Source organism: Streptomyces sp. NPDC005402, from assembly GCF_040606575.1.
GTDB lineage: Bacteria > Actinomycetota > Actinomycetes > Streptomycetales > Streptomycetaceae > Streptomyces.
This window is the reverse complement of record NZ_JBEXFB010000005.1, coordinates 1-26,452: the sequence shown is the minus strand read 5'-3', so window position 1 is coordinate 26,452 and position 26,452 is coordinate 1. Positions and strand designations below refer to the sequence as shown.

The 26,452-nt window shown below is 68.0% G+C and carries 21 protein-coding genes and 4 pseudogenes; 18 read left to right on the top strand and 7 right to left on the bottom strand.

Annotation, left to right across the window (positions count from 1 at the left end; translation table 11 throughout):
* Nucleotides 1-67: 67 nt before the first annotated feature.
* Entirely contained in the window at nt 68-727 is a 660-nt protein-coding gene (locus ABZT02_RS10870; RefSeq protein ID WP_356016374.1) for a hypothetical protein, read from the bottom strand.
* 399 nt (nt 728-1,126) lie between these two features.
* Here ABZT02_RS10870 and ABZT02_RS10865 point away from each other — a divergent pair, with 399 nt between their 5' ends.
* The 11 genes from ABZT02_RS10865 (at nt 1,127) to ABZT02_RS10815 (ending at nt 13,900) form a co-directional block, all read left to right on the top strand.
* Complete coding sequence (locus tag ABZT02_RS10865) at nt 1,127-1,669, top strand: flavin reductase family protein (protein WP_356016372.1); 543 nt, start codon at nt 1,127-1,129, stop codon at nt 1,667-1,669.
* Nucleotides 1,670-1,740: 71 nt separating this feature from the next.
* On the top strand, nt 1,741-3,336 hold the full coding sequence (locus tag ABZT02_RS10860) for a tryptophan halogenase family protein (RefSeq protein ID WP_356016370.1): 1,596 nt from the start codon (nt 1,741-1,743) through the stop codon (nt 3,334-3,336).
* 64 nt (nt 3,337-3,400) lie between these two features.
* Nucleotides 3,401-4,738, top strand: a complete 1,338-nt coding sequence (locus ABZT02_RS10855) for a coproporphyrinogen-III oxidase family protein (protein WP_356016368.1) — start codon at nt 3,401-3,403, stop codon at nt 4,736-4,738.
* A 28-nt stretch (nt 4,739-4,766) separates the two neighbouring features.
* Nucleotides 4,767-6,008 (top strand): ATP-grasp domain-containing protein, encoded by a 1,242-nt coding sequence (locus ABZT02_RS10850; protein ID WP_356016366.1) that lies wholly within the window; start codon nt 4,767-4,769, stop codon nt 6,006-6,008.
* Nucleotides 6,005-7,351: a hypothetical protein gene (locus ABZT02_RS10845; protein ID WP_356016364.1), complete on the top strand. Its 1,347-nt coding sequence runs from the start codon at nt 6,005-6,007 to the stop codon at nt 7,349-7,351. The genes ABZT02_RS10850 and ABZT02_RS10845 overlap by 4 nt, the downstream gene beginning before the upstream one ends.
* A gap of 23 nt (nt 7,352-7,374) precedes the next feature.
* Entirely contained in the window at nt 7,375-8,637 is a 1,263-nt protein-coding gene (locus ABZT02_RS10840; protein WP_356016363.1) for an ATP-grasp domain-containing protein, read from the top strand.
* Nucleotides 8,634-9,827: an ATP-grasp domain-containing protein gene (locus ABZT02_RS10835; RefSeq protein ID WP_356016361.1), complete on the top strand. Its 1,194-nt coding sequence runs from the start codon at nt 8,634-8,636 to the stop codon at nt 9,825-9,827. Before ABZT02_RS10840 ends, ABZT02_RS10835 begins: the two co-directional genes overlap by 4 nt.
* Nucleotides 9,809-10,138: a hypothetical protein gene (locus ABZT02_RS10830; protein WP_356016360.1), complete on the top strand. Its 330-nt coding sequence runs from the start codon at nt 9,809-9,811 to the stop codon at nt 10,136-10,138. Before ABZT02_RS10835 ends, ABZT02_RS10830 begins: the two co-directional genes overlap by 19 nt.
* Before the next feature lie 8 nt (nt 10,139-10,146).
* Nucleotides 10,147-11,442, top strand: a complete 1,296-nt coding sequence (locus tag ABZT02_RS10825) for an MFS transporter (RefSeq protein WP_356016359.1) — start codon at nt 10,147-10,149, stop codon at nt 11,440-11,442.
* Nucleotides 11,435-12,886: an amino acid permease gene (locus ABZT02_RS10820; protein ID WP_356016357.1), complete on the top strand. Its 1,452-nt coding sequence runs from the start codon at nt 11,435-11,437 to the stop codon at nt 12,884-12,886. Before ABZT02_RS10825 ends, ABZT02_RS10820 begins: the two co-directional genes overlap by 8 nt.
* A gap of 213 nt (nt 12,887-13,099) precedes the next feature.
* Complete coding sequence (locus ABZT02_RS10815; RefSeq protein WP_356017100.1) at nt 13,100-13,900, top strand: inositol monophosphatase family protein; 801 nt, start codon at nt 13,100-13,102, stop codon at nt 13,898-13,900.
* 134 nt (nt 13,901-14,034) lie between these two features.
* Here the strand turns inward: ABZT02_RS10815 and ABZT02_RS10810 are convergent, their stop codons facing one another.
* A complete protein-coding gene (locus ABZT02_RS10810; protein WP_356016356.1) occupies nt 14,035-14,511 on the bottom strand; it encodes a lamin tail domain-containing protein in 477 nt (158 codons plus the stop codon).
* Nucleotides 14,512-15,279: 768 nt separating this feature from the next.
* Here ABZT02_RS10810 and ABZT02_RS10805 point away from each other — a divergent pair.
* Nucleotides 15,280-15,979, top strand: a pseudogene (locus ABZT02_RS10805) (IS256 family transposase); the annotation flags it as partial.
* 90 nt (nt 15,980-16,069) lie between these two features.
* On the opposite strand, the gene ABZT02_RS10800 reads toward ABZT02_RS10805, so the two are convergent.
* On the bottom strand, nt 16,070-16,648 hold the full coding sequence (locus ABZT02_RS10800; RefSeq protein WP_356016354.1) for a dihydrofolate reductase family protein: 579 nt from the start codon (nt 16,646-16,648) through the stop codon (nt 16,070-16,072).
* Between the two features lie 387 nt (nt 16,649-17,035).
* Here ABZT02_RS10800 and ABZT02_RS10795 point away from each other — a divergent pair.
* From ABZT02_RS10795 to ABZT02_RS10780, 4 genes and pseudogenes are all read left to right on the top strand, one after another.
* Nucleotides 17,036-17,622: pseudogene (locus ABZT02_RS10795) on the top strand (SMI1/KNR4 family protein).
* Between the two features lie 632 nt (nt 17,623-18,254).
* A pseudogene (locus ABZT02_RS10790) lies at nt 18,255-18,678 on the top strand (hypothetical protein); the annotation flags it as partial.
* Entirely contained in the window at nt 18,675-18,911 is a 237-nt protein-coding gene (locus ABZT02_RS10785) for a DUF2945 domain-containing protein (RefSeq protein WP_356016353.1), read from the top strand. The pseudogene ABZT02_RS10790 and the gene ABZT02_RS10785, both read left to right, overlap by 4 nt.
* A gap of 10 nt (nt 18,912-18,921) precedes the next feature.
* Entirely contained in the window at nt 18,922-19,398 is a 477-nt protein-coding gene (locus ABZT02_RS10780) for an MSMEG_6728 family protein (protein WP_356016352.1), read from the top strand.
* Nucleotides 19,399-19,597: 199 nt separating this feature from the next.
* Here ABZT02_RS10780 and ABZT02_RS10775 read toward each other — a convergent pair whose 3' ends face one another.
* Nucleotides 19,598-20,896 carry a ThuA domain-containing protein gene (locus tag ABZT02_RS10775; protein ID WP_356016351.1) on the bottom strand — a complete coding sequence of 433 codons (1,299 nt, stop codon included), beginning with the start codon at nt 20,894-20,896 and terminating at the stop codon, nt 19,598-19,600.
* Between the two features lie 233 nt (nt 20,897-21,129).
* Nucleotides 21,130-22,503: a ricin-type beta-trefoil lectin domain protein gene (locus tag ABZT02_RS10770; RefSeq protein ID WP_356016349.1), complete on the bottom strand. Its 1,374-nt coding sequence runs from the start codon at nt 22,501-22,503 to the stop codon at nt 21,130-21,132.
* Between the two features lie 310 nt (nt 22,504-22,813).
* Between ABZT02_RS10770 and ABZT02_RS10765 the strand changes: the two are divergent.
* Nucleotides 22,814-23,113, top strand: a pseudogene (locus tag ABZT02_RS10765) (UTRA domain-containing protein); the annotation flags it as partial.
* A 176-nt stretch (nt 23,114-23,289) separates the two neighbouring features.
* Here ABZT02_RS10765 and ABZT02_RS10760 read toward each other — a convergent pair.
* Nucleotides 23,290-23,913 (bottom strand): hypothetical protein, encoded by a 624-nt coding sequence (locus ABZT02_RS10760; protein ID WP_356016347.1) that lies wholly within the window; start codon nt 23,911-23,913, stop codon nt 23,290-23,292.
* A gap of 322 nt (nt 23,914-24,235) precedes the next feature.
* Nucleotides 24,236-25,144: a helix-turn-helix transcriptional regulator gene (locus ABZT02_RS10755; RefSeq protein WP_356016346.1), complete on the bottom strand. Its 909-nt coding sequence runs from the start codon at nt 25,142-25,144 to the stop codon at nt 24,236-24,238.
* A gap of 244 nt (nt 25,145-25,388) precedes the next feature.
* Here ABZT02_RS10755 and ABZT02_RS10750 point away from each other — a divergent pair, with 244 nt between their 5' ends.
* On the top strand, nt 25,389-26,375 hold the full coding sequence (locus ABZT02_RS10750; RefSeq protein WP_356016344.1) for an aldo/keto reductase: 987 nt from the start codon (nt 25,389-25,391) through the stop codon (nt 26,373-26,375).
* The last annotated feature ends 77 nt before the right edge of the window (nt 26,376-26,452 follow it).

Genomic DNA, 26,452 nt, shown 5'->3' with positions numbered 1-26,452 from the left:
AGGACTCGGCGTTCATGCGAGGGTGGCAGTGGTCCGTCCCAGACGGAACGGGTTGTCCCGTCTGCCCTCATGTGAGGTCGAAGCTTTCGACGTGAGGAGTTCCGCCGGCCTCGTCGAGCAGTGCGGAGACACCGTGCACGGCTCTTTCGAAGCGTTCGGGACTCAGGTCCGGCGCGTCGAAGATCAGGAACAGGAGCCGCTCGGTTCTGCGCGTGATTCCGGTACGGGCGTCGGGCCCCTGGAAGACCGAGGCGAAGATGCCGGCGTCGTCCCGGAGGACCGGCTCCCCGGCACGACACGTCACCGTGGACCGAAAGCCCGCGAATTCGTCCCCTGCCGCGGCGTACTCCACCCGCATCGCGCCGCGCACCGCGTCGAAGTCCTGCACACCCATCAGTACGCCGTGGGACAGCTCGCAGTGCAGCAGCGCCCGCACGGGGGCGGGACCACGCAGGGGTCGCCCGTCGGTGACGGCTCCGAGCTGGCCGGACAGGGGACTGGCATGGCCGTTCCGGGCGAACCAGTCCGCGTAGCACTTCGCGTTCTCATGGGCGTACTCGGTCGCCTTGGCGAGATCCTCCCGCTGCTCCGCAACGGCGATCTCCAAACGCTTCATGTCGGGGGCCGCGACGACGACCGCCACTCGATCGAAACCCGTGTGGGCCGGGGGTCGTGGCTGCCGCCCGAGCAAGGTCGGCACCGAGGGCCCCACGCCAGGCTGCGTCATGGAACATACTCCTCAAACAGGCTTGGACGACTTGCTGGGCAACGCGAAAAGCCCGCAGAGCGCGCGACAACAAGGGAAGTCCGTCCGGTCCCGGCGCCCCCGAGCACTTCACCGCCGACATGCGAGTGGCATACGCCAGCAGCAACTACGCACCTTACCCCGGTGCAACTCGTAGTACACCAGGCGCATCACAGGCCTGGGCGATCCTCGAAGCCTTTCGGCCAAACTCTGACGCAATGACAGCGGATCTTGTGCGGGTTGCCCAGGCCTATGTACAGTCCCCAAACTGTACGGCGCACGAACGATCTGCGGACACCGCAAGGGGCCCTGCATCAGCATCCCGAGCGATCCGCCATATCCGCGCCGTGGCGAGCCTTTACCAGGACGCAGCCGTACAGAATGGGGGAGTTGATGCCCGGAGGTCGCTCGGCATCGGCTGGCGTTTCATTTGTTTCTCCGCGCGCCGGTGCGGACCTGATGAGTGGCTTCCCCACCGGCGTTGCCGTGATCACCACCCGTTGCCCTGCATCAGGGCAGCCATACGGCTTGACCTGCTCTTCTCTCGTCAGTGTCACCTTGGAGCCCCCGACGCTGCTGGTGTCCGTGAAGAGCGAGAGTCCCGTGCTCGACGCGATTCACCGAAGTCGGGCATTCGCCGTCAACCTGCTCCACGAGCACGGCGAGCGAGCAGCACGGATATTCTCCACTCCGATCCCTGACCGCTTCGACCGCATCAACTGGGAACCTTCAGGGGCGTCCGGAATTCCGTGGTTGGTGGACGATTCCTTCGCATTGGCGGAATGCGCGCTGACGGAGACCCATGAAGTCGGCGATCACGTCCTGACTTTGGGACGCATCACTCGCATAGACGGCACGTTGCAGGGTTCGCCGCTGATGTACGGACTGCGCACGTTCGCCTCTTGGCCGGGTCGCGCGGACTGAACGATCATTCGCGGGTGCTACGCCCGATCATCCGACTCTTTCATGTCCACTCATTGGCGATGGGAAAGAAAATGGAAGACCACAGGATACGAAACGTTGTCATCCTCGGCGGCGGAACGGCCGGTTGGATGACCGCCGCGTACCTCGGCAAGGCGCTGCAGGGCACGGCGACCATCACCGTCCTGGAGGCGCCCTCCATACCCAAGATCGGTGTGGGTGAGGCCACCATCCCCCTGCTGCAGAACGCCTTCTTCAACTACCTCGGCATCCCCGAAGACGAGTGGATGCGCGAGTGCAATGCCGCCTTCAAGACAGCCGTCAAGTTCATCAACTGGCGCACACCCGGCCCCGCGCAGGCCGAAGGCCGGACCCACGAGGGGCGCAGCGACCACTTCTACCATCCGTTCGGGCTTCTCCCGAACCACGACGGTATCCCGCTGTCCCACTACTGGTACCGCAAGCGTGCCCTGGGCGAGACCGACCTTCCGTTCGACTACGCCTGCTTCAAGGAGCCGGCGATGATGGACGCGAAGCGGGCGCCCCGGTGGGCCGACGGGGGCCCCGCCACCCGTTACGCCTGGCACTTCGACGCCCACCTCGTCGCGGACTACCTTCGTCGTTACGCGACCAGCAAGCAGGGCGTCGTCCATGTGCAGGACGAGATGACCGAGGTCCTCAAGGACGAGCGCGGGTTCCTCACCGAACTGCGGACGAAGAACGGACACTCCCTGCCCGGGGACCTGTTCATCGACTGCTCCGGCTTCCGTGGCCTGCTGATCAACCAGGCCATGGAGGAGCCCTTCATCGACATGAGCGACCACCTGTTGTGCGACAGCGCGGTCGCCACCTCGGTTCCCCACGACGACGAGAAGAACGGCATCGAGCCCTACACCTCGGCCATCGCGATGGAGTCCGGGTGGACGTGGAAGATCCCGCTGCTCGGCCGCTTCGGCAGCGGCTACGTGTTCTCGAGCCAGTTCGCGGACCATGACCGTGCCGCAGAAGACCTGTGCCGCCTGTGGGGGCTGGATCCTGACGCCACGCAGGTCAACCGCATCCGCTTCCGTGTGGGGCGCAACCGCCGCGCGTGGGTGCGCAACTGCGTGAGCGTCGGCTTGGCCTCCTGCTTCCTGGAGCCGCTGGAGTCGACGGGCATCCACTTCACGTACGGGGCCATCTACCAGTTGGTCAAGCACTTCCCCGACCGACGGTTCGACCAGGCCCTCATCGACGGGTTCAACCGCGAGATCGAGTTCATGTTCGACGACACGCGTGACTTCATCCAGGCGCACTTCTACTTCTCGCCGCGCAACGACACGGAATTCTGGCGCGCGAACAAGGAGTTGAAGCTCACCGACAACATCCTGGAGAAGGTCGAGGCGTACAAGGCCGGTCTGCCCATCAACCAGCCCTACACCGCCGCCGAGACCTACTACGGAGATCCCGGGGCGGAGTTCCGCAACTTCTGGACCAACGGCAGCTACTACTGCATCTTCGCCGGCCTCGGCCTCATGCCCGATCACCCCCTGCCGATCCTCGATCACAGGCCCGAATCCGTCGCCGGCGCCGAACAGCTCTTCAGCGCGATCCGCAAGGAGCAGCAACTGCACGCCGAGGGACTCGGCGACAATCACCGGTACCTGCGGTCCCTCCACGGAGCGGAGTAGTACCCGAAAGCGTCGAGCTCAGCTCCCATCCGCCCCACGCCACGACAAGAGGGGAAGCACGGCCGTGTACGAATCGCTGGTGCCGGTGACGCACCACTTCTACCCGCTGCAGCGGCACACCGACCCGGAGAGCGCTCCGTTCTCCGACTTCCTGCGGGTGCTCGACAACCCCAAGCCCCAGGCAACGGACAATCTGCTCTACCTGCACATTCCTTACTGCGAGAAGCGGTGCACCTTCTGCCCCTTCCACGTGCGCGTCAAGCGCGACGTCTCCGTGTACGAGCGCTACGTGGTCGCGCTGCTGCGGGAGATCGAGATGCTGGGACGTCTTCCCTATGTGCAGGGCATGACCTTCCGCGCGGTGTACTTCGGGGGTGGATCCCCCTCGCTGCTGACGGTCGAGCAGATCGGGCGCCTGTACGACGCGCTGCGTCGCAATTTCGCCATCGAAGCCGACGCCGAGTGGACCTTCGAAGGGGAGCCGGCCGGGCTGTGCAACCCGGAGCTGCTCGAGTTGCTCGCCTCGCAGGGCACCAAGCGGCTCAGCTATGGCATCCAGACGTTCGACGAGCCGCTGCGGATGACGATGAACATCGCCGCGACGGTGCAGGATGCCCTCACTGCCAACGAGCGCGCGAAGAAGCTCGGCTTCGAGGACATCAATGTCGACATGATGTACTACATGCCCGGCCAGACACTGGCCGCGGTGGAGCGCGACCTGCAGGAACTCGGCAACTGCGGGTTCGACAGCGTCGACTACTACTACATGTCCTACTACGCCATGCCGAAGAGCACGTTCCTCGGCATGGAGAAGGGCACGTACCCGCGCAGGCCGCCAGCGGAGATGCGCCCCCAGATGGGGCGGCTCGTGCAGCGTCGCATGAAGGAACTCGGCTATCACCACGTCACCGACCACGTGTACGCCAAGAACCCCCAGGGCTCCGAGTACTACCGCCTGCTGTGGGGTGGCGGGTTCGGTGAGCACCGCGCCGAGACCTTGGCCGTCGGCGCCTCGGCCCGTGGCTACCTGAACGGCTACAGCTACGCCAACACGCTCGCTCCCGACCCGTACGTGGAGCAGATCGAAGAGGGCAAGCTGCCGGTGAACAAGGTGTCGGCGCTCCTTGAGGACCCCCGCAACCGTGGCATGGTGTTCTTCCCCAAGTTCTTCCGCACGGCACTGGACCGCATCCCCGACGACGCCCGGACCCGAGTCTTCCTCGACAACCTCGTGGAGCAGGGATACGCGATCATCGGTGACGGTGAACTGCGGCTCACGGACAAGGGCAAGGAATGGATCCCGAACATCACGGTGGACCTCTTCGAGGACCCGCAACGGGAGATCCACGACAGCTGGGTCGAAGAACTCGAGTCGCACTATTCGAATCGCGTCACCCTGTGACCTCCGCCGCGTGAACGGAAAGTGGAGTATGGCCAGGCGAATCATGGTGGTCGGTGTCCCGTGGAGCAGCCACGAGCTCGTGCCGGCGGCACGAGACGCCGAGCGGTTGGGTGCTCGGCTGCATGTGGTCGACACCCCGGACACACTGAGCTCCATCGGTGACGACACGTCATATGAGCGGATCCCGGTCCCCGTGCTGAACGAGTCCGAACTCGTCGCGGCAGCCGACAGGATCGGGCCCGACTGCATCGTGTCGATCACCGAGCTGACCATGGAGCTCGCTGCCCGGGTTCGCATGGCCGTAGGTCATCCCGGCACGTCCGCCGATGCCGAACTGACGGTCGCCGACAAGTTCCGCACCCGAGCGGTGCTGCAGAAGCACGGCTTGACCCAGGTCGACCACTGGGAGACGACGCTCGACGAGGTCGCCGACCTCGTCGCAGCCATCGACCTGCCGGTCGTCGTCAAGCCCCGTCAACTGACGGGCAGTGCCGGCGTCCGGCTGGTCGCCTCACCCGCGGATGTGGCACATCTGATCGAGCAGTACCAGCACGACACGGCACAGCGTTTCGACCGTCACCGGTTGCTCGTCGAAAGCTACGTGCCTGGCGTCGAGATCAGTGTGGAGGGCCTTGTCGTCGACGGCGAACTGCACGTGTTCGCACTGACCGACAAGGTGAACACCGGATCCCCCCACTATGTGGAGGTGGGTCACCTCATGCCCAGTGCGCACAGCGCGCAGTGGGGGCCGCGAGTACACGACTACCTGCAACGCTGCGTCACGGCTCTCGGCGTGGTGACCTCTCCGGTGCATGCGGAACTGAAGGTGACCGACGACGCTGTCGAAGTCATCGAGCTGCACACCCGCTACGGCGGCGATGACATCGTGCGGCTCCTGGAGAAGAGCTGTGGAGTGCGGCCCTTCGAGGCCTACTTCGACGCGATGCTCAACGGGACGCGGCCTGCGTCGAGCGGCGAGGGCCAGGACGCCGTCTGGGGCGTCGGATTCTTCAGCGCTCCGGTCGGATCGGCCTTCCGGTGGGCTTCGTACGATTTCCCCCACCCCGAGGCAGTCGTACAACTGGAGGTCGACGCGAGCGCCGAACCCAAACTGTGCGCCTACGAAGGCGTGCGTCTGATGTACTGGCGCGCTGGGCGAGCCCTGTTCCGCGCCCCCGTTCACCGTGCTGTGCAGGAGAACATCGACTTCATGCGGGCGCAGTCGCCGCGAGCAGACGAGGCGGGTGCCAGGGGGGCGTCCGGCTCATGAGGAGCAACGAACCGGCCCTGCGGGTCCCGGACGCTGCCTGGGACGCGTCGTTCACCCGGCTCAGCACCGAGCTGCCCGCACGCTTCGCGGCGCACCATGAGGGATACCGCCGCATCAAGCCCGCCTTCACGCCTCTGGTTGTCTCCCCCGACGCGGCGCGGGAGATGTGGGACACGACGCGCACCTGTCTGGCACGGCTGCGGGCCCGAGCCTCCCGTGTTCTTGCCGACGGCTGCGGCAGCGCGCTCGACGGTCTGGGATATCCCCCTGATGAGGCGTCATGGCTGGCGTCGATCCACACGCCCGCGGCACTGGACATCGCCGGGTCCTTCGCCCGGGCCGACTTCGTCCTGGGCCCCGACGGGCCGCGCCTGGTCGAGATCAACGTGGGCCCGACCGTCGGCGGTATCGGCATCCTCGACCGGTACGCCGACGTCGTGGACGATCTGCCGGGTGCCGCCGACCTGTTCCGCTCGACGTCCCCGAGCGTGCGTCTGCCCAGGCCGGCAGGGCCGTGGGGGCGCGCCCTGCGGCGTCTCGCCGACGTGCCAGCGGGCGGACCGCGCCCCCGGATCGTACTGGCCGTCACCGACGAAGAGGCCGACATCCCCATCCCTCACGACGCCGCTCACTACTTGAGCGCCCAGGGCTTCGACGCGACGGTGGCCCGCACCTCGGACATCTCCTTCGACGGTTCCCGCGCCACGGTCGGCGAACAACGCGTTGACCTCGTCTATGGCTGCTTCACCTACGACGAGGTCATCACGCCCCGCTATCGGGCATTCGTCGACACAGCCCTGGCATGCCACGCGCGGGGCGGACCGGTCTATGTGGCACCACCCGTTTTCAGCCTGCTCGGCAACAAGGCGATGCTCGCGATGGAGGACGGCGAGCAGCCGGCTGACGGGCCCGGGGGAGTGGCAGCCACCCGTCTGGTCACTCCGGCTGCCCTTGCCCGGGCACGCGCCGAACGCGAGCGCCTCGTGCTCAAGCCCGCCATCGGATACGGAGGCCGGGGCGTGGTCATCGGGCGTGCCGTGTCGGCTGAGGTGTGGGACGAACGGCTCCGTGCCGCGCTTGCCCGTCCGCACGTCCTGCAGGACTACGTGGCTCCCAGCAGCCTCGATCTTCCCGTTGCCGGCGGACACGCTCCCTTCGAAGTGGGCATCGGCTGTCTCTACGTGGACGGTCACTTCGCGGGGTTCCTGGCCCGCGGCGTACCCGCCGGAACCGGTGGTGTCGCCAACGTCCATCAGGGCGCGTTCTTCGCGCCCGCGGCCTGTGAATCGCTCGACGGCTGCATTCCTGCCGGGCTCGCGGTGTCTGGAAGCGAAGGACAATGACGGTTCGAAGCACACGAGTCCTGGTGCTGCACTCCTTTGCCGCACCGAGGTTGAGGCAGTCCCTGCTCGCTGCTGCGGACGAGGTCGTCCTGCTCGTCCCCGCCGCCCCGGGCTCGACGCCGACATCACCACCGGCCCTTGCCGATCGAGTCGAAGTGCACACCTACGGCAGCCCCTTGGAGGCCGTGGCGCTCGCGCGGAAGCTGCATCGGGAGGCTCCTTTGGACGCCGCCTTCTCCGTATGGGAAGGCGCGGTGGAGACCGCCGCTCTCATCACCGAGGCGCTGGGGCTGCCCGGCTGCACGCCGGAGGCCGCGCGCGCCGCACGGGACAAGTCGCTCGCCTCCGCCTGCTTCCGGCGCGCCGGCGTTCCCCACCCCCGCAGCTGGACCTTCGACGCCACCGCGCCGGGCGCCGGCGTGGAGGTGCTGGGGCAGTGCGTCGACGGTCGGATGGTGGTGAAGATCCCCCGGTCCACCAACAGCCAGTCGGTCATGCTCGTCCGCACGCGATCCGAACTCGAAGCGGCCATGTCCGTCATCCGTCAGCTCTACCGCGCCGAAGCGTCGGACAACAGGCTCGCCGACCTTTACGCGCCCACGGACGACACAGCGATGGTGCTCGCCCAGGAGTACGTCAGCGGTGCCGAACTCAACATCGATCTGCTGCTGTCCGAGAACAGTCACGTCGTCCTCGGCGTCTTCGAGAAGCACCCGGCCGCCGGTCCCACCTTCGGCGAGGTGCACAGCGTCCATCCTGTCTCCCTTTCCCCGGCCGACGTCGGCCGGGCCGTCGATGTCGCGGTGCAGGCCGCACGGGCCCTGGGCGCGACCAGAGGAGCGGCGCACATAGAACTCCGCGTCGGGGACCGCGGGCCGGTGGTGATCGAAGGCGCGCTGCGACCGGGGGGATTCCTCACCCCACTCGCAGTGGAGCGCCTGACCGGCCTGGACCCGCTGGCTGCCCTGGCGCGGCTCATGGTCGAGGGAACCCTGCCGGAGGTGCCCCCCGTATCCGCCGACCGGGCCTGCCTGTACGGCGCGGTCAACGTGGAACGCCCGGGCCGAGTCGTTTGCATCACGGGCGAAGAAGCGGCTCGTGAACTGCCCGGAGTTCTCCTCCTGGACGTCATCAAGAAACCCGGAGACGTCCTCGTCACCCTTCCGGAAGGCACCGACTACCACATCGCGGCCTTCCTCGTGGAGGGCGAGAGCCGGTCCGCGGTGGAGGCCACCGCCGAGCGGATCAGAGGCGTTCTCAAGGCGGAACTGGAGGAGGTCGTATGACGTACCTGGCGCTTGTGGGGGTTCCCCGCACGGCGTACACGCTGCACGAAGCGGTGGTGCAGGCACGGTTGCGCGGCCTTGAGGTGGCACTCGTCGACCAGGCGGCGGGTCTCGGTGCCGTTCCCGGCACGCTTCCGGTGTCCCGGCTGATCGAGGTCGCCGACATGGCGCCGGACCACGTGACGGACGCGGTGGCCACGGTGTGTCCGGAGCATGTTCTGTCCTTCTCGGAGCTGCATCTCGGCCTCGCCGCGCGCGTCCGGGAGCGACTGGACCTGCCTGGCGAGCAGAGCGCGGTGGAGGACCTGATACGAGACAAGGGCGCCACCCGGCGAAAACTCGTCGACCACGGGCTGTCCACCGTGCGGTCCGCCGTGACAACACTGGCGGGCCTCCCGCGTACCGCAGACACGTTCCCTGTGCCGTTCGTCGTGAAGCCGGTCGACATGACCGGCAGCATCGGCGTACGCGCTGTACGGGATCGCACGGAGATTTCCTCCTACACGGACCTCTTCGACGACCCGCACGCGGAACAGGACCGGGGGCGCCGCCTCCTGCTGGAGGAGTTCGTCCCCGGCACCGAGTACAGCGTGGAGGGCATCAGCCTGGCGGGGACCTTCCATCTGCTCGCCGTGACGCAGAAGGAGACCAGTGGCTTTCCCTCCTTCTACGAGACCGGGCATGTGCTGCCCGCCCGCGCTCAGCGGGACGACCCTCGCTTCGCGTCGTACATCCAGGACGTCGTGCGCGCCCTCGGTATCGGCACTGCCCCGATCCACGCCGAGGTGAAGGTGACGGACGAGGCCATCGATCTCATCGAGATCCACACGCGCTTCGGCGGGGATCTCATCCCACTCCTCATGGAACGAGCCCTGGGTATCACGGTGTTCGGTCAGTTCTACGACGCGCTGCTGTCGGGGGAAGTGCCCCGGACACCCGCAGCCCCTCACCGGATCGCGGGGGTCCGATTCCTCGGCCGGCCCGCCGACGGCATGGGACGACGTCTGCCCGCTCTGCCTGCCGGCGTCCAGGCGGAGGTCGTCCTCACCGGACCTGACAGCCGAGAGCCTGACGCGCTCGACAACATCAGACTTCCCCACCGGCGCCACGGACACGTTCTCTTCACGGCACCGGATCACGGGTCCGCGGAGAAGTTCCTCATGGAAGACGATTGGCAGGCAAGCCGGTGATTCTTGAGCTCGTGACGTTCCGCACCCACGACGGGGTGCTGGAGCAGCAATTCGACGAGGCCGTCCGGTCCGTGGACGGTTTCCTGGCGGAGCAGCCCGGCTTCCTGTCCCGGCAGGTGCTGACCGTCGACACCGATGGAAGCCGCGTCGATCTGGTGTGGTGGAAGGATCTGGCCGCCGCTCGGGCCGCCGCCGAATCGATCCGGACGGATCCGCGAGCGGCCTCCTTCATGTCGTGCCTCGATCCGGATTCGGTCAGGGTGTCCCATGCCCGGCTCACCCATGCGCGGCCGGAGCAACTTCCTTGGTGACGAAACCGATGAGCGACCGTTCGGAGAGCCCGGAGAGCCCGGAGAGCAGCGCACCGACCGGACGGGTCGTCGGCTTCCTGCGCTCACACTTCGGGGGGCTGCCGCCCGTCTACTGGGCGGTCTGGTCGGGCATCCTCGTCAGCCGGGCCGGGACCATGGTGGTCCCTTTCCTCACCCTCTACCTCACCGATCAGCGCGCCATGTCGGTGACCTGGGCCGGCGCCGTCGTCACCGCACTCGGTTTGGGCAGTACCTGCTCCCAGTTGGTCGGGGGCTTCCTCAGCGACCTGTGGGGACGCCGGGCTACCTTCGCCACCGGCCCTGTCGCCGCGGGTGCGGCCCTGCTGGCTCTCGGCTACGTCCGTGGCCTGGTGCCCATCCTCGCCACGGCCTTCCTCGCGGGTCTGTGCCTCCAGCTCTACCAGCCCGCCTCCGGGGCCATCGTCGCCGACGCCGTGCCGAAGGAGGACCGGCCTCGCGCCTATGGCCTTCTGTACTGGGCGGTCAACGTCGGGTTCTCCGTCGCTTCCGTGCTCGGCGGAGTGCTGGCTCAGCGCGGCTTCATGTGGCTCTTCTGGATCGACGCCGTCACCTGCGTGCTGTTCGGCCTGCTCATCTGGTGGCGGCTACCGGCCGATGACGTGCGGCCCGCGCAGAGCGCGCAACAGCCCTCGGGCAGCTATCGAGAGGTACTGCGGGACCGCGTCATGGTCGCCTACGCGCTGCTGCTCCTGCTGCACGCGTCCGTACAGTTCCAGGTCGGTGCCACCCTGCCGCTCGCCATGGTGGACAGCGGGCTGACGTCCGCCGATTACGGGCTTGCCGTCGCCGTGAACGGCGTGCTCGTCGTCGTCGTACAGCCCCTGCTCATCAAGTGGCTCAGTCAGAAGGACCACAGCGCTGTCATCGCCTGCGGTGTCCTGCTGATGGGCACCGGCTTCGGTTTGGGCGCCTACGTGTCCAGCCTCGCCGGCTACGCCGTCACGGTGGTGATCTGGACGGCAGGTGAGATCGCCATCGCGGCCGTCGTGCAGACCATCGTCGCCGATCTGGCACCCGAGCATCTGCGCGGACGCTACAACGGACTCTTCGGCGCGGCCTACGCGCTGGCCGCCGTGGTTGCCCCGGCCGGAGGTACTCAGCTGTACGCCCACGCGGGATCCACGGCGCTGTGGGCGACCTGCTTCGGCGTCTGTGTCCTGGTGGCCGCTGGGCAGTGGGCGCTCGGGCGGGCCATCCGTGAGCGCAGTGCACTGCAAACCGACGACGCGACCCGTGCGAAGGAGCCGCTCGACCATGACTGACAACGCAGCGGGCAGAGACGGCGGAGGACTCGACCGGTCGCTCGGCAGTCGCCAGATCACCATGCTGGCCGTCGGCGGCGCCCTTGGCACTGGGCTCTTTCTGGGCTCATCACTGGCCATGTCCATGGCAGGTCCGTCCGTGACGGTCCTGTACCTCGTCGGAGCGTTGTGCGCCATCGCACTGGCCTACGCCCTGGCTGAGATGACCTCCGCGCACCCGGAGGCCGGAGGCTTCGGCCGGCTTGCCGACCGGTACCTCGGGCCGCTGGCCGGCTACGTGCAGAGATGGTGCTACTGGGGTTGCCTGGTCGTCACCATCGGGGGCGAGATCGTGGCCGCCGGCATCTACCTCCGCTTCTGGTGGCCGGATCTTCCCCTGTGGATACCGGTGGTGATCTTCACCGTGTTCATCACCCTCGTGAACTGTGCGGCGGTGTCCGTGTTCGGGGAGGTCGAGTACTGGTTCGCCCTCATCAAGGTGCTTGCAGTCGTCCTGTTCATCGGCTTCGGCGTGACCTTCATCTTCTTCGGCGCGGGCGAGCATCCCGCAGCAGGTCTGGGGGGCTGGACGGAGCACGGCGGCTTCGCCCCCAACGGCCTCAAGGGGATGCTGCTCGCGCTGACGGTCACCACGCTCGCCTACGGCGGCACCGAAGCCGTGGCCATGACAGCAGCCGAATCCAAGAACCCCGGTCGAGACGTGCCCCGGGCTGCGCGGGGGGCCGTACTGCGGCTGCTGCTGTTCTATGTCCTGGGTACCGCAGTGATCGTGTCGATCATGCCCTGGACCGAGACCGTGCAAGTCTCCGGCGTGCAGCAGAGCCCCTTCGTCCGCCTCTTCAGCCTCATCGGCGTCCCCGCGGCCGCCGACCTCATGAACGCCGTGGTGCTGACGGCCGCGTTGTCCGCCGCCAACATCAACCTGTACGTGGCCTCCCGCATGATGCACTCCCTCTCGCTGAGTGGCTACGCGCCTCGCGCTCTCGGGCGCACCAGCGACCGCAAGATCCCGCTGCCTGCTGTGCTGGCGTCCGCAGTCGGGCTGATAGCAGCCTCCGTCGTGTCCGCCGTGTCACCGGACACCGCGTTTCCCGTGCTCCTCGGCGCAGCTCTGTTCACCGGCATGGTGACCTGGCTGCTCATCTTCGCCACGCACTTCGCCTTCAGGCGCGCCCAAGCCGAGGATCCGACGCGGAGACCCACGGTTCGGCTGCCGGGGGCACCGGTCACGACGGCGCTTGCCATGACCTTCACCCTTCTCGTCCTGGTGTTGACCGGTTTCGTGGACGCTTTCTCACTGGCCTGGCAGGCGGGCGTGCCGTTCATCGCCATGGTGGCGCTGTCCTACGTACTGGTGACGCACCGGCGGCAACGCACCGCGGTGACCGAACGCCGGGCCGAGACCGTGGACCCCGCTGCCGGTGCCACGTCGGGTCGACCGTGACTCCCGCACACGCGGCACCTCAAGGTTCCGGGGGCCGCCGGCCGACGGTTGGCGGAGGTGCTGTTTCTCTGGCCGACGCCGGCGACCAAGTACACGCGCTCGGCCCGCTGTTGTCCGACTGTTCGACTGACGCATTACGGGCAGCCACACCGCTACTGCTCCGGCCGGGAAGGTTCGCCGGGGCGGTGGCTTCGCTTCGGTAATCTGCCCGGCATGATCAACTCACACGTGAGTTCAGATGATGCTGCCGTCGCGATAGCCGGGGCGCGGGCCGGCGCGGACGTGGTCCGCACCATGTACGGTCAGCGGCTCCAACGCGTCGACAAGGGCGCCGGGGACTTTGCCACCGCCGCCGATATGGAGGCCGAGAAGGCGATCCTCGGCGTCATCCGTGCCGCACGCCCCGATGACGCGGTGCTCGGCGAGGAAGGCGGGCAGCAGGGCGCCGCCGACGCTGTGCGCCAGTGGTTGGTGGATCCCTTGTGCGGCACGCTGAACTACGCCGTCGGCAACATGCTGGTGGCCGTCAACGTGGCACTGCGCGACGGGGCGGCGGCGATAGCCGATCCGTTCAGCGGAGAGGTTTTCTTCACCGACGGGGAGACCGCCTGGCTGCGGCAGGAGGGGGCCGACGACGCACTGCTGACGCCCACGCCCGCTACCCGGCTGGTGGACGTCAACCTGGACCCGCCGTTCCCGAGCGCGCCGGGATTCCGGGCCGTGGATCTGCTGGCCCACCCAGAGTTCGTCGAGCGTTTCCGGCCCAGGGTCGTGTCCACCACCCTGGCGCTGGCCTGGGTCGCTGCCGGCAAGCGCGCCGCGTATGTCGCCGATGGCGGCGACCTCTCCGGGAACGTGCACTTCGCGGCGGGTATCGCTCTGTGCCGGGCTGCCGGCTGCGTAGTCACCGGGATCGACGGTGCCCCGATCGGTGAGACAGGCCGTGGGCTTGTGGTCGCCGCCGACGACGAGACCCACGGGATGCTGATGTCGATGATGCGCAGCCGAAGTTAGTGCTGCGACCGAGTGCTGTGACCGCATGGGTTTCGACGCGCTTCGACGCCGGACGGCCCCGGCCGGACGAGCCGGCCGGGGCCATGTCCCCCGCCCCGCGGCATCACCTGGAGCCGCGGAGACGGGAAGGGGGATCAGCGGTGGTGGTGACCGCCGCCGTGGTGGTGGCGGCTGCCCCAGGACTCGTCGTCGATGAAGCGGCTGTGGTCGTTGCGCAGGGTGGCGGTGTCGGAGTGGTTGTCCCACAGGTAGTTGTGGCGGTCCATGTAGAGGTCGTTGTCGGTGTCGCGGCCCTGGCCGGTGTGGATACGGACCGTGGCGCGGCCCTCCAGGCGGTAGTGCTCGAAGGTGTAGGTGCGGCCGTCCTCGTTGCTCAGGGTCCAGCCGTCGAGGTTGACCGTGTGGCGGCTGGTGTTGGTGAGTTCCACCCACTCCTTGTTCAGGGAGCGCCGCGAGCGGTCCTCGGGGCCGGGCGAGTCGTACTGCACCGCGCTGATCTCCACCCTCGCCCGCTCGGGCCGGGCGTGGTCGGCCGCCGACGCCGGCAGCGCCACCGCCCCGACGATCGCGGCGGCCGCCAGGACGGCGGAGGAGAGACGACGGGCGGTCACAGTGGAAGAAGACACAAAGCCCCCAGGTGTACGAGCACCGACCGTCCCGGAGGCCCTTTGCAGTGGGCCGGATGGGACGGGCTGGTGCGGTGTGCGGGTGGCGGCCGGTCGGCCGCACACCCACACCATGGCCAACCCGTGCAGGTTGTGAACGCGATACGCGCACTCCGTTACCGTTCGCCCACATTGCCGTAACTCTCGCCTGTAACGTCCATCCATGCGCCGAATGCGCCAGGTTGACGCCCCCGCTGCCCGACAATCCGTGCAGGCACTGATCCCTCAGCCCTGATCGCCACGCTGCGCCACCCCAGCCCCGGCCAGAGGCTCACCCGAAAGTGCGTCACAGCACGCGGAGCACAACGCGACGGCTCGAGCCCATCCGAGCGGCCCGCAGGGCTACGGCGAAGCGCCGACGGCGCCCACCGGGGCCGTACGACACCGCTGCCCGGGCTACGGAAGGCCAGCGAGCGAACGCTGTGCCTCACCCAGTGGCGGCGTACATCGCACGCGTGTCGTGTGCGCACGGCGTGTCGGACCCTGTGATCGCCCGACGTGGCGTCGCCCACGGATCCGGACTGGGCAAGGTGCGTTGGGTGGTTGAGCGCGCCTTTGCCTGGCTGCACCAGTTCAAGCGGTTTCGGATCCTGTTCCGGTTGCGGATCCGTTGCGAGCGACGCGTGGATCTCCGTCGGGGCGCCCGCCGCCCGCGCCTTCATGCTCAACGCGATCAGTCAGACTGTGGGTTGGCTGGGAGGGCGGCCCGGTTGGTGCGTCCTGGTCCTGCTCGGCGCGCGCGTGGACGGCACCGAGGAACTGATCGCCCTGGCGGAGGGGCTGCGCGAGTCCACGGAGTCGTGGGCCGACCTGCTTCGCGACTGCCGCCGGCGGGGCATGCGTGACCCGGAGCTGGTGGTCGGCGACGGCGCGATGGGACTGTGGAAGGCGCTGGCCGAGGTGTTCCCCGCCGCGCGGCAGCAAAGGTGCTGGGTTCACAAGTCCCGCAACGTCACCAACTGCCTGCCGAAGTCCGCGCAGGCGGGGGCAACTAAGGCGATGCAGGAGATCTACAACGCCGAGGATTGCGCGCACGCCGAGAAGGCGATCGAAAGCGTTCACGACGACCTACGGCGCCAAGTGGCCCAAGGCCGTCACGAAGATCACCGACGACCGGGAGGAACTGCTGGCGTTCTACGACTTCCCGGCCGAGCACTGGATCCACCTGCGCACCACGAACCCCATCGAGTCCACGTTCTCCACAGTCAAGCTTCGCACCAAGGTCACCCGCGGCGCCGGCAGCCCGGCGGCTGCGCTGGCGATGGTGTGCAAGCTGGTCGAGTCCGCCCAGGCCCGCTGGCGCGCGAGCACCGGCGCGCACCTGGTCGCCCTGGTCCGCGCCGAGGCGAGGTTTGAGAACGGCCAGCTCGTCGAACGACCCGACGAATCAGGTGATGATCAGCAAGCCGCGTGACAAGGGCGGCCCTGCGACCTGTCGGTATGTCGGTCACAGGGAACTTCCAGGTTTGGTTCGGCCGCTTAGAGGGTTGGTGCATGGGTGGACTCAGACATGCAGGGTGGGCCGGTAGATGAGCTCTTGAGTGTGGCCGTCGAGCGTCCGGCTCTCGATCAGCTCGAGGTCGAAGTCGGCCGCACCCTGGAAGATCGGGTCTACTCCGGTCTGGCCGTTGATCACGGGGAAGAGCGTCACCTGGACGCGGTCGACCAGACCGGCGGCCAGCAGCGCCCGGTTCAGCGACAGGCTGCCGTGCGAGCGCAACGGCACCTCTGATTCCTCCTTGAGCCGGGCGACGATGTCGACGGGGTCGCCGCTCGCGACGGTCGCGTCCGGCCAGTCGAGGGGTTCTTTCAGCGTGGTCGACACCACCGTTGCCGGCATGTTTCTCATCCGGGTGACCCATGGGTCACCCAGCTCGGACTCCTCGATGCCCGAGGCCAGCATCTGCGCGTGTGCCCGATACGTGTTGGCCCCGAAGACCATCCGCTGCTCCTCGCCGTACAAGGCGAGGCGGTGGTCGAGCAGCTCGGGGCCTTGCTTGCCCCAGTAGCCGCCCCAGCTGCCGCTGTGGGCGCCAAAGCCGTCGAGGGTGGAAAAGACGTCGAAGGTGTAGGTAGCGGTCACAATGCTCTCCTCGAGTGCGGTTGATCGCGTGTGAAGAGACAGACTGAGAACGACGACGAAACTCATCGCCGCTGGACTTGCGGAGCCAGGCCACCCTGGATGCGGCCCCAGGGCTTGACCGCGGCCAAGACGGTGGCGAAGGGCAGCGTGATCAGCGACACGGCGAGGGAAGAGGAGCGTGGCACACCGATCCACAGGTCTTGACTATTCCTCGTCCGGCGCGGGTGTGCGGTGCTGGGAATCGTGGCTCGGCGCCGCCGCGGCTGCGACAGACATCGCCTGACCGCCCCCGACAGGCCGCTGCCCGGGCGCCCTGGCGCGGAGTCGCGCCTGCATGGTGGAACGATGCAGGGTGGCCTCTTGATCTAATACGCTTGCGGATCTTGCGTGATGACTGGCATGAACACGGAAATCTGCGACCCGGTCGAGTTGGCCGCCCTCCGCGACGTCTTCGCTTCCCGTCCCGAGGCGACGTCGCCGGCCGGTTGGAAGGCCGTGCGGGCCTTCGAGGACGAGAACGGCGTCGTGCTCCCGGAGCCGTACCGCACGTTTGTGGCGGAGGTCTCCGACGGGCTGCGCGCAGGACCGCCCTACTACGGTCTGCTGCCCTTCGCGCAAACGCCCTCGGACTGGGGCTCGGACCGCCCCGAGCGCCTGCTTTCCGAGCCCTTTCCGCTTACGGGGCGGCGTGGTTGTGGGAGGAGGACGAGGAGGCTGTGCCTGAGCAGGAGTTCGAGGCCCGGGTGGATTCCGTGTTCGACCACGGCTCACTGCTGCTGGGCACTGACGGCTGCGCCATGTACTGGCACCTGATCGTCACCGGCGCGCAGCGCGGTCATGTCTGGCTGATCGACGAGAACGGCGCGATGCCCTTCGGCACCCGGCCGGACACCTCCTTCATGCCGGGCACGCCCGGTTTCGCGGGATGGGCAACCCACTGGTCCCAAGGCCGCTCATGGTTCGCGGATGCCTGACCCACTGTGCAGGACTGCCGATGGCGATGGGCACCGATGCCATCACCTTCACCGCGAAGGGAGGGGCCCATGGGGCGGTAGCAGCCGCAGGAAACGCACCGAGCGGACTGTCCGCTGACAGTGCTGACAAGCGGTACCCGCTGAATTCGCGGCGGCTTCATTTTCACCGGTGCCTGCCGGCTGGTGCTCGACGCCCAGAGCGTAACTTCCTTGGCTTCCTCGACGGCGCCCGGCTCGTTGTGCGAGAGCAGTACCTGGCTGACGTTCCATCCCACCGGCTGCCCACCTCGCCGCCTATGCCGGTTTTGCGACTAAGTCGGGTGCGGTCGCCGGCGATGAGGCGCCGGTCCTGCCGATGCTGGGTATGGAGCTCGCGCGGCCGCGGATCACCAGTACGAGGCGGAGATGACGGAAGCGTGGTGTATCCACGGCTACCCCGACCACTCTGGGGGCCCGCCTCCTCGCGGACCTGGAACGCATCCGAGTACCGCTTCCGCGCCGAAGTAATGGTGCAGGACCCGCATCCGAAAAGCGGAAGGGAAGGTCATCGTGTGCGCAGCAGCCCGCTTGTGGGACCGACAGTCGACGCGCGGGTTTGCGCTGCTGGACCATGAGAATCGGGGCCGATGCCGGGCATTGCGGAGGTCCGCCCGTACGTCGACTCGGATCCGGCTACGTGCCAGCGGGTCTTGCCCGAATTCCTCGACACGGCGGGTTCCCTTTCTCCAGATCGCCTACCTGGCGTCGATCGGAGCCGCTCCTTTGTTGAGCGCCTACTGCGCCTCCAAGACGGAGGCCGAGGCCTGTGCGCACGCTCTGCGGGCGGAGGTGGCCCATCAGGGCGTCGCCGTGGGCGTCACCTACTACGGGCGCCTGGTCGATGGCCCGGAGTTGTGTGGCCCCGCCGCCCGCGGTGCTGTGTCGCGTCGCGCACTGCCACGTGTCGAGGCCGGGCATCCCCTTGAGCACACCAGACCGCTCGGCGTGCCTGGCACCGGGGCGCGCCGCACCGGACGATCACGTCCTGGGCGGAGAGGAACGGAGGAACTGAGATGACGAAGAAGGCGAAGAACGAGGCCGAGAGTGAGAAGTTCACCCGGGGCGACGAGGTCACCTGGAGGAGCCACGGCAGCACCGCCGAAGGTTCGGTCGTCCGCAAGCTCACCCGGCGCACCGAGGCCGCAGGCCGGACCGTGGAGGCCTCACCGGACGAACCGCAGTACGAGGTGCGCAGCACCAAGTCCGGCAGCACGGCGGTCCACAAGCCGTCCGCGTTGCGCAAGAAGTGAGCGGGCCCCGATGCAGACCTTCCTGCCCCACCCTGACTTCCGGCAGACAGCCCTGTTGCTGGACAGGCGACGACTGGGCAAGCAGAGAGTCGAGGCCTTGCAGGTCCTGCGCGGTCTGACGGTGCCGGGATACGGCTGGCGTCGGCATCCGGCCGTAAGGATGTGGGCAGGGTACGAGGAGGCACTCGTACGGTACGGCCTGGAGATCTGCCGGGTCTGGCGCGAACAGGGGCACCAGGACAGCTGCGCCGCCTCGCTGGTGGCCGGGCTGGCTGCCTTGCACCCTGGCACCCCGGTGCGCGACCAGTCGGCGCTGGCGGCCGCGGGCGAGCTGCCGCCCTGGCACGGCGATGAGGGCTTCCACGAAAGCCATCGCTCGGCGCTGGTCCGCAAGGACCCCGAGGTGTACGGCGCGCTCTTCCCCGGCGTACCCGACGACCTCCCCTACGTGTGGCCCGCGTCCGACAGAGAGAGACAACCAGGCTGACGGCGGTTCGAAGACAGCTGGATCGGGCTCTGCTCCGGCGCGTCGCGGGCCTGCAGCCGACCGTGAATTCGCCAGACCGCAGGTCATCTCAGCGGCCGGCTGCACTGGGCGGACGCCTACGGAGGCGGGCGGGCCGCCTCGACTGCGGAACCCGGAACACGGCTGGGCGCAAGCCGTCCTTGTGTCGCCGTGCAGTGGCTCAGGACTGTGCTGTGAGCTGGAAGGACTGTGCGGCCGAACCGTCGCAGGTCCGCTGGGTGAGCTGGACACTGTTCGTCGCCGCCGCGGCGGCCGTCAGACACTTGCCGCTGTGCCGGGCGATGAAGTGGTAGTGCCCGCTGGTCTCACGTACCGGCTGCCATTGCTGATTCGTGCCGCCGGAGTAGGCCCACAGCTGCAACGGCGCATTGTCCGCCGTCGAGCGGTCGGTCACGTCGATCACCTGCGCGGTGTTGCCGCGGGCGGTAATCTGCATGTACCCGCTGTCGGTGCTCCGGAACTGGTACTGCTGCGCTGTCGTGCCGTTGCAGGCGTACTGCTGGACTGCCGTCCCGTTCGCGGTGGCTGCCGAACGGGCGTCCACGCATGTCCCGTTGTCGCCGTTCTGCACGGTGTACCAGACAGTCTCGGAGATCTGGTCGCCGGTCGGCGGGATCGTGGTGGCGCCTCCGCCCAGCCACTTGAGCCCGGCCAGCAGGAACCGGTTCTGGGTCGCGCTCGCGAACGTGGATGAGAGCCGGGTGTTGGTCGTGTAGTTCATCGCGTTGTGGCCGAAGTTCGCGTACAGCATCCTGTACTTCGTGTTGGTCCACAGGATCGGGTAATAGCCGCTGTACCAGGACTGGTTGGGGTCCGTGCCGACCGGGAAACTGCTGGGGTCGATCGATGCCAGGATCTTGATGTCCGGGTTCTGCCGCAGGTCCTTGGACCAGCTGTACCACTCACTGACCGACGAGGTGAACGTGGCCGGCAGGTTCACGGTGGCCGGGCTCGTGTGGTCCTCCACCTTCAGGTTCACCGAGGTCGGCCCCCACGTGTTGGACGCGAAGTTGCCCGAGCCGAGGAAGGTGTTGTGGTACCAGGACCAGCTTGCCGCGTCGGTCGTGAACGCCGAGACGTGGAAGCCCATGAAGCCGCCTCCGCCTCTCATGTACGCCTCGAAACCGGATCGTTGGGCGGACGTCTGCGGCAGATCATCCAGGAACAGGACGACTTGGTAGGCGTTGACCCCGCCGTTGGCGAGCAGGTCCCAGTTGGTGCTCGCCGTGTAGGTGAAGCCGTTGGCGGTCGCCTGCTGCGGGAACCAGACGTTCGCCTCCTTGTCGAAGTCGATGTGCGCCGCGTCGTAGGTGCCGCTGTAAAGGGCGAGGACCTTGAACGGGGTCGCGGTGGTGCTCGCCTGTGCGGCGGGCGGTACGGCCGCGAGGCCCAGCAGGGTGGCCATCAGGAGCAGGACCCGCAGGAGTGCGCGGGTGGAGCCGGATCGGGCGGTGCTCATCTTCTGGTCGATCCTTTCCGTGAGGGCTACGGGTAGTTGCTCAGGGGGCGATAGGGGGCGACGACTGCCGTAGTCGGATGGCTTGCCGATGTCCGGTTGCCCCTCACCCGGTGACAACCGCCGCCATGGGCGTTCTCGGCAGGGGGTGGCGGCTGGTCGGTCTCTTCCGTGGGAGCGCGGATGCTCCCGTGGTGAGGGGGCCGGGGGCCGGGTCCAGGTGCGAGGTGCGTACGTCAGCCGGTGTACCGGGCGAAGATGCTGGTGAACTGCCAGTTGCTCTGGCTCACGCCCGAGCAGGTGTCGTCGTTCGGGTAGGCACCCGGGCAGGGGCGGTCACGGTTCGCGGACCAGAACGTCAACCGCGCCAGGTGATGGGCCTGCGCGTAGGAGAGGATGCTCTGGAAGTCGGCGGTGGTGACGGTCTCGTTGTCGTCGGTGATGCCGTTCATGGACGAGATGCCCATGTCGCGGTAGGCCGCGTCGTCGCTGTAGCCGTACGCGTTCTTCAGCGCGGTCTTCAGGCCCTCGGCCGCCCGCTGGGTGAGGGTGCCCATGTTCTGGCCCGCGCCGCCGAAGTCGAACGGCATGATCGTCCAGGCGTCCACGGTCAGCCCGGACGACGCGGCCCGGTTGATCAGACTCGTGTCGGGACCGCTCTGCCCGGTGCCGATGGTGACGTACACCTTGATGCCCGGGTTGTTGGCCTTGACGGTCTTGAGTGCGTCCACGGTCCGTTGCTGCACGGTGCCGTTGCTGTACGCGTCGGCCTCGAGGTCGATGTCTATCGCCTTGAGCGAGTAGGCGTTGACGACCTTCTGGTACGCCGCCGCCAGCTCGCCGGCGCTGGAGCAAGAACTCTCGAGCTTGTTGCCGCTGTATCCGCCGAAGGACGGGATGACATCGCCGCCGTTCGCGCGCACGGTGTTGATGGTCTGCTGGTCGACTCCGCCTGTCAGCGCCCGGCCGCCGTCCCACTGCGGGTTGCAGTAGCCGTTGCTCAGGACAAACGCCAGCGTGAACCACTTCACGCCGGTCGCGTTCATGACATTCGTAGGGCTGGGCGGATTGCCCCAGCCGTTGTAGAGGTAGGGCGCCACGGCCATCGGCGCGGACCCCGGCGGCGTCGTGCCGCCGTCGGAGGCGGGCGCATTCCACTTTTGGTTGGCGGCTCCGGTGCAGGTCCAGATCTGGGTGCGGGTGCCGTTGGCCGAGGTGTTGCCGGTGACGTCCAGGCACTTGTTGGCGGCCGGGTTGACGATGTCGCGCGCGGCGCTGACCGTCCACTTCTGGTTGGCGCCGCCGCTGCATGTCCAGAGCTGGAGCAGGGCGCCGTTGACCGTCGAACTACCGGTGACGTCAAGGCACTTGCCCAGGGCCCGGATGGTGCCGTCGGAACCGACCGTCCACTGCTGGGCGGCGGTGCCGTTGCAGTCGTAGATCTGTACGGCTGTGCCGCCGGCCGTACTCGCGCCGGCCACGTCGAGGCACTTGCCGGCCAGGCCGGTGATCGTGCCGGTGGCCGCCGAGGCGGAGGGGGCTGCGAGTGTGCCTACGGCGGTGAGGCCGAGCGAGAGAGCGAGGGCGCAGCGCAGGGCGAGGCGTTGCATGGCGAGGGGCCTTTCGTCCAGGGGTGGGGGGTGGACGCCACCGACATGAGGGCGGTGAGAGGTGAACACGGGTGTTCACATATGTGTGCGACGGATGCATCTATGGAAGGCCTGCTGGCTGGTGAACTTAAAGGTCTACACCAAAGCCGTCAAGAGGTGAGACCAGGGAAGTCCGCCCTGGCATCGCTGAGTTGAGAAGTTGTAGGCGAAGCAGGAGAGGTCGCGAAGGGATGAATGCGTTCCGGAGGGGGCACCCTGTCCGCGGAGCAACTGGGGACGGCGACTTCTATGAGCCCTGTGCCGGTAGCAGGGCGTGCATGTCCGGGAGGCCGCGCAGGCGAACGAGCCGGCCGTTGTTACCCGCGCCGAAGCGGGACTACTCGACGGGCCCGAGATGTGTCCGACACTGCTCTTCGGGCGGCTCACCCATGGCACCAGGGGACAGCCGCTCGAATACGTCCACTCCGTCTGCCGGGGCGACAGCTACCGGGTCGTCTCCCGGCCCACCCTCGGCCCCGCGGACGTCGCACCACCCGACCGACTCGGACACCACCCGCATCCGCCGGGCGACTTCGCTCACCGGCACGCCATCGCGTCCTCGCCACGGGGGACATCCAGGCGGAACCCTGGGGTGGTACGGCTTGTACGGCAGAGCGCTGTGGCCGCGCAGGTTGACCAGTCGGGTCTCATCAGCGCCCGCCATCACGGCACCGCACGGTATCGCCGGCCGCCGCCCGGGCGTAAGGCTGGAAGATGCGAGAGGCGTCCTGCAGGGGCTTCAGGTCGTCAGGATGCGTGTCCGGGCTCGACGCCTGGGGGGAAGCCGTGGATCCCGGGCGCGGTGACGGAGTCGTCGTCGATCAGGGGAGGGCAGACGCTCCAGTCGGCGGCGATGCGCATCACCGAATGTTCCGTCGGCATGGCGTCGTGCCAGGCGTCCCATTCGTCGTCTCCCCAGTCACGCCGGACCTCTTCGCGTCCGACCAGCCCGACGCCGAGTTCCCTTTCGACGGCGGTGGGTTCTCCCCGGCGCAGGGGCACGTCACCCGTCATCCCGATGTAGCAGTAGGCGCGGGTCAGTTCACCGGATTCGATCTTGGCCCAGGCGTGGAACTCGCCTATACGGTCGGTGGCGAAGTACTGGAGGTCGCCCACGCGCGCGGGCAGTGTCCGTAGCCAGTCGGGAATGTCCGGGTGGGTGGGGTCGGTCGTGTGCGTCAGATGGATCCTGCCGTGGGCGAGTGTCCACTCCGGGACGGGTCTGGCCACGAAGACACCTTGTCGGTAGGCGAGTTCGGTGCCGGTCATCCAGTCGATGCGCTGTCGGTGCCGCAGGTCGAGGGCATCGGCCACCTCTTCCGGCCCGGCGTCACGCACCGCGAGCCATGATGTCTTGAAACCGAAGGACATGAACCCTCCTACCGTGGTGTTCCTGGACCATGCGGGATCGTCGCAGGCAGCACTGACAACGACGGTGTCCGCTCGCCGCCTCGGAGGTGCCGCCGTTCCTGAAGCCAGTTGGGCGCGCCGGGGCCGGTTCGTCGTGGTCAGCGGTCAGTCCCAGAGCCGGTCGGCCGCCTGTCTGACCTCCAGCAGCCCCGCACCGGTGGCTGCGGGGTACCGGTCAGCGGGGTGAGCGGCGCAGGCTGCCTCGACGTGCCCTGCCGAAGGGGGACCGGTGGCGGGCATCTCGCCGAACTGGTCGAGTCGATCCCCCGCCGGGCTCGGGCCGCTATGCGGTGCGTCTTTGTGTAGGGGGTGCCGACCCTGGCTCGGGCAGATCGGGCCGGTCGAGCGTGGGGGTCCAACTGGCAAGGAGTTCCAGGCGCTCACGAGAGACGGTGCCGGGTTCGGCCGTGTACGCGGTGAGGGTAAGGCCCGGATCGGTGGGCAGCGGCATGGCTTCGTAGGTGAGGCTGAGCGTGCCGACGGTGGGGTGGTGGAAAGTCTTGATGCCGGTGCGGTGCAGGCGAACGTCGTGGGTGGCCCACAGGGGGCGGAATTCGGCACTGTGGGTGGACAGTTCGTCGATCAAGTCGGTCAGGTCATGGTTGTGGGGGTCCTGGCCCACCTCGGTGCGCAGCAAGGCGACAGTGCTGTGGGCGGTGTTGTCCAGGTCGGCGTAGAAGTCGACAGCGGCCGGATCGAGAAAACGGAACCGGGCAAGGTTGGCCGGGCGGGCACTGCCGAGAAAGGCCGGGGCGTACAGGGCGCGTCCGAGGCGGTTGATGGCGAGGACGTCCAGGCGGCCGTTGCGGATGAAGGCGGGGGCTTCGGTCATGGCGTCGAGCAGGTGCTGGAGGGTGGGCCGCAGGGGCTGGGGTCGGCTGCGACGCGGTACGCGGCGGTCGGCGCCGGGGCGAGCGGTGCGGGCCAGGTCGCGCAGGTGAGCGTGTTCGGCCTCGTCGAGCCGGAGCGCGCGGGCGACGGCGTTGAGGACGGCGTCGGAGGCGCCCTGGAGGTTGCCGCGTTCCAGGCGGGCGTAGTACTCGACGCTGATCCCCGCGAGGAGGGCGACCTCCTCGCGGCGCAGCCCCGGCACCCGTCGATGCCCGCCCCTGACCGGCAGCCCTGCCTGCTCGGGAGTGATCTTCGCCCGTCGGGTGCTCAGGAAGTCACGGATCTCGCTGCGCTGGTCCACGCTGTCGAGGCTACGGTTCCCGGCGGGCAGACCACACAGTCGAGGGGCGTACTGCCAGTACACGGAACAAGCGACCCTCCCTCATCCTCGTGAGCTGCGTTCTTATCGGTTGTGACAGCAGGCCGGACGTCCGGGCTCTGCCCTGGTTGTCGCAGATTGCCGGAAAAGGCGCCTTGCGCGGCAGGCGCGAAGAGGGCGGTCGCCCGCCCCGCTCGCCATACCAATACCTCCGAGAGGACACAGGATGCACACGCGTACGCTCGGTCAGGGCCTGCAGGTCTCGGCCATCGGCCTGGGATGCATGGGCATGTCCCAGGGCTACGGGCCGAACCCCGGCGACCGGCAGGACATGATCGGGGTCATCCGCGCCGCCGTCGACCGCGGCATCACGTTCTTCGACACGGCCGAGGTCTACGGCCCCTACGTCAACGAAGAACTCGTGGGCGAAGCGCTCGCCCCCGTGCGGGACCAGGTCGTCCTCGCCACGAAGTTCGGCTGGCGCATCGAAGGAGGGAAGGTCACCGGGCTGGACAGCCGGCCGGAGCAGATCAAGCGGGTCGCCGACGCCTCGCTGAGCCGACTGCGCAGCGAGACGATCGACCTCTTCTATCAGCACCGGGTCGATCCCGATGTCCCCGTCGAGGAGGTCGCCGGTGCGGTCGCCGAACTCGTGCAGGCGGGCAAGGTACGTCACTTCGGCCTGTCCGAGGCGGCGGCGTCGACGATCCGCAAGGCCCACGCGGTCCACCCCGTGACCGCGGTGCAGAGCGAGTACTCCCTGTGGACCCGTGATCCCGAGCCCGAAGTCCTGCCGACCCTCGCCGAGCTCGGTATCGGGTTCGTGCCGTTCAGCCCGCTCGGCAAGGGCTTCCTCACCGGCACCGTCGACTCCACGACCTCGTTCGCCGACGGTGACATCCGTGCCTCCATCCCCCGGTTCGGCGAAGAGAACCGTGCCGCCAACCAGGCACTGGTCGACCACGTCGCCACTCTGGCCCGGGCCAAGAGCGCCAGCCCAGGACAGGTCGCCCTGGCCTGGCTTCTCGCACAGCACCCGTGGATCGCCCCGATTCCCGGCACACGCCGGGTCGAGCGCCTGGAGGAGAACGCCGGCGCGACCCAAATCGCCCTGTCCGCCGACGAGGTCGCGGACCTGGACGCGACAGCGGCGCGCATCGGCGTACACGGCGACCGCTACAACGAGCAGCACATGGGCTTTGTCGGTCGGTGACCCGGGTCAACTTCGCCGGGCCGGGGAGCGTCGATGACGCTTGTCCTCGCGGACCTCGTCGACCGCCTCGTCAAGGC